At 33.1% G+C, this 3,477-nt stretch carries 2 protein-coding genes; both read left to right on the top strand.

Going from position 1 to position 3,477, the window contains the following annotated elements:
* Nucleotides 1–1,801: hypothetical protein (locus tag KKC53_05665; protein ID MBU2598637.1), on the top strand; the 1,801-nt coding region annotated here is incomplete at its 5' end.
* 24 nt (nt 1,802–1,825) lie between these two features.
* Nucleotides 1,826–3,477, top strand: a 1,652-nt coding sequence (locus KKC53_05670; GenBank protein MBU2598638.1) for a site-specific DNA-methyltransferase, incomplete at its 3' end; no start/stop codon positions are given.

Here is a 3,477-nt window from a genome sequence, read left to right on the forward strand (position 1 = left end):
AGCCGAATTATTCTCCTCCCAAGAAAAATCTTCGCAGATATTAAAATACATTCAATTGTTTATAGAGTTAAATCAAAAAACCATCTCTAATCTACCCGATCGGGGGAATATTAATGAATATTTCCAAGCATCCCAAAAGCAATTGGAAAATATCAATGATAAGAGAATAAAAAATCTTAATCATTACACCAATGAAAAACAGAGAATTATAGTTAGTATGAAAGCAGGTAAAAGATTAACGGTTAAAGAAGCAAAGATTTTATTAGAGAATATACCTTGCATCATCGCCGAACCCGACCTTATTTCCAGATATTTTCCCATGGAAGAGAATTCTATTGATCTATTAGTAATTGACGAAGCCTCCCAGGTCTCTATCGCCGAATCTATCTCCCTCCTATTAAGAGCAAAACAGGTAGTGGTCTTTGGTGATGAATACCAATACGGTGCAGTGAGTGCAATCAATGTTAATAAAAAATATTCAGACCAATATTTTAAAGAAATACTGGATGCTTATGCCCGGGATTACCAGGCAGCTTTTGACGAGAAAGAGAAAGAAAAGATAGCCAGTGATATATCTGAGGATATAGATCCAGAAGAACAAGAAGTAGGGGAAATATATAAACCAGAAGAAGGAACCAAAGAGTGGTTAAAGACCTTTAGTGTAAGGACCTCCACTCTTAATTTTGCCAAAGCCTTAAAAAATTATAACACTTCTTTAGATGTTCATTTTCGCAGTTTTCCAGAAATTATTGAGTATTCTAATGAGATTTTCTATGCCCCTAGCCAGATTCAACTAATCATTAATCGAATCAGGACCAAACCGATTAATGAAGTTTTACGTTTTATGAAAATAGATACCAAAGGTAATTCCGGGAATAATGTCAATTTAGATGAAATAGAAGCCATTAAAGATGATATACAAAAATTAATTGCTAATGGGTTTAAGGGAAGTATTGGAATTATTACTTCTTTCAGAGAACAAAGAGATCGAATGGAAGAAATTTTACGTAAAGAATTATCCAATTATCATCGTTTATCCAAGAAGCATCATTTAGCTATCTGGTTTATAGGTGATGTCCAAGGAGAAGAAAGAGACGTCATTTATTATTCTTTGGTAGAAGATAAAAAAAATGGCAATGCAGACCTTCGCACCATCTTCCCGGTAATTGGAGGACAGGCTGATGATATTCATAAATTAAAAATGCAGAGATTGAATGTTGGATTTAGCCGGGCAAAAGATACTATAGTTATCGTACATAGTATGCCATTAGAAGATTATTCCAATACTCGCTTGGGCGATGCTTTAAAAATTTATCATGAAATAAAAGAAAGGGCAATTGATAATTATATTGCCGATGAATCAATATTCGGGTCAGAAGCAGAAAAAGATTTATATCGCCTTATAACTCAAACTGATTTTTATAAAGCAAATCGAGATAAAATAAGAATAATCGCTCAATTTCCCATCGGAGAATATATCCAAAGGGATTTTAATAGATATATTCCTAAATATCGAGTAGATTTTCTAATGATTTTATCTAATAAAGGGAAAGAAAAAACCTTAATCTTGGAATATGACGGGGTGGAATATCATACTAAAAATCCTTCTTTAGTAAATAAGCACAATTTTTCTCAAGAATACTTAGACTATGATATCCAGCGCCAGTTAGAATTAGAAGACTATGGATATAGTTTCTTACGGATTAATAAATTTACTCTTCTACCTCAGGAAAAAGAGCAAACGAAGATAGATGTATTGAATGGCTTGTTAACCGAAAGATTAAATTTTAAAGAAGAATAAATAAGATATAAAAGAGGTAATCTTATGACAAAAATTAATCTTAATCAAGATGACATGGAAAAACTTACCGGGTGTATAAATGACCAGACAGAAATTCCCCAGGATTTATTAATAAAACTTTCTCCTAGTTTTTTTGATAAACTTTACCAAGAAGGCAAATTCGATTTTCAAAAATTAGATAAATACAAAATACCGACTATCGAATATGCCGGGAAAAGGCCGGAATCAGCCATTCTGGCGCAAGCCGTACTAGTCGGAGAGGCCGCCCCCTTACAGGTGGTGAGGGCTTTTGGAAATGGGCATAGTGACCCCTGGCGGAATATGATTGTGCAGGGAGATAACCTGCAATTTCTAAAAACCTGTTATTTAAATCAAGACCCTTTAATAAAAGACAAGGTCAAGGGAAAAGTTAAGTTAATCTATATTGATCCTCCATTTGGGACAGGTGATGAGTATGGCGGAAAGAATGGAGAGATGAGTTATAGTGCTAAGCTAATGGGGGCTGAATATATTGAAACTTTAAGAGAGAGATTAATTTATTTAAGAGAGTTACTCTCAGAAGAGGGATGCATCTTCGTTCGATTGGATTATCACTTTGGTCACTATATAAAAGTTATTTTGGATGAGGTATTTGACCAAAATTTTGAAAACGAAATGATAGTTAATAGGATATATAAAAATGTATTTGGAGAAAGTAAATTTATACCCATTTCAACTGATTCATTATTTGTGTATTCAAAAAATAAGAATTTCAATTATAAATATGTAAAAAAAGATATGATTCAAAAAAGAGAGGCATTCTGGAGACACATGGATGATTCAGCAGGAATTCGGAGACCGATGGAAAGAAAAGTGTTTAATAAAATAATATTCCCACCAGCAAATAAACATTTTAAATACAATCAAAAAGCAATAGATAGAATGATAATTCAAAAAAGTATACGATTTAAATGCAAAGATTGTGGTTTTATTCATGATGATCCAGCTAAAGAATGGATTGGTTGTCCAAAATGCGGTAAGGATAATCCTAAGTTACAATATCTTGCTCAAGAAAAAACACTCGAAAATTTACAATCGAATTGGACAGATATACCTGGGTATAGTTCAAGTACTGGATATCCTACAGAAAATTCTGAAGTTTTGCTCGAAAGAATTATATCAGTTGCAACAAATGAAAATGATCTAGTGTTAGATTGTTTTGCCGGTTCTGGCACCACTGCCGCAGTGGCTGAAAAATTGGGGCGGCGATGGATCATGTGTGATTTTGGAAAACATGCTATTTATACTATGCAAAAAAGAATTTGGAATATCGCTGCTTCCAAAAAATTAGGGCAAGAGGTAAAAGAAAATGAAAAATATGGCCAGCCCCCTCAACCTTTTTCCATAATTTCTGCCGGAGTATATGATTTCTCTCGGATTATGAATTTAAGAAAAAATAAAGAAGCCTATATCAATTTTGTATTAGGATTATTTAGCATTATGCGAGAGAAAAAAGATTATTCCTTGAAATATAAACTATCTAATATCTATGCTGAAAAAGATAATAATCCGGTAGAGGTGTATCCCATCTGGGATGATGAATATCTTAAAGAAGTTAGAATAGATGAAGACTATTTAAAAGAGATAATTAGAGCCACCGGAGGAAGATTAAAAGGAGATTATTATATAGTAACTCC

The organism is Actinomycetota bacterium (assembly GCA_018830725.1).
GTDB lineage: Bacteria > Actinomycetota > Humimicrobiia > JAHJRV01 > JAHJRV01 > JAHJRV01.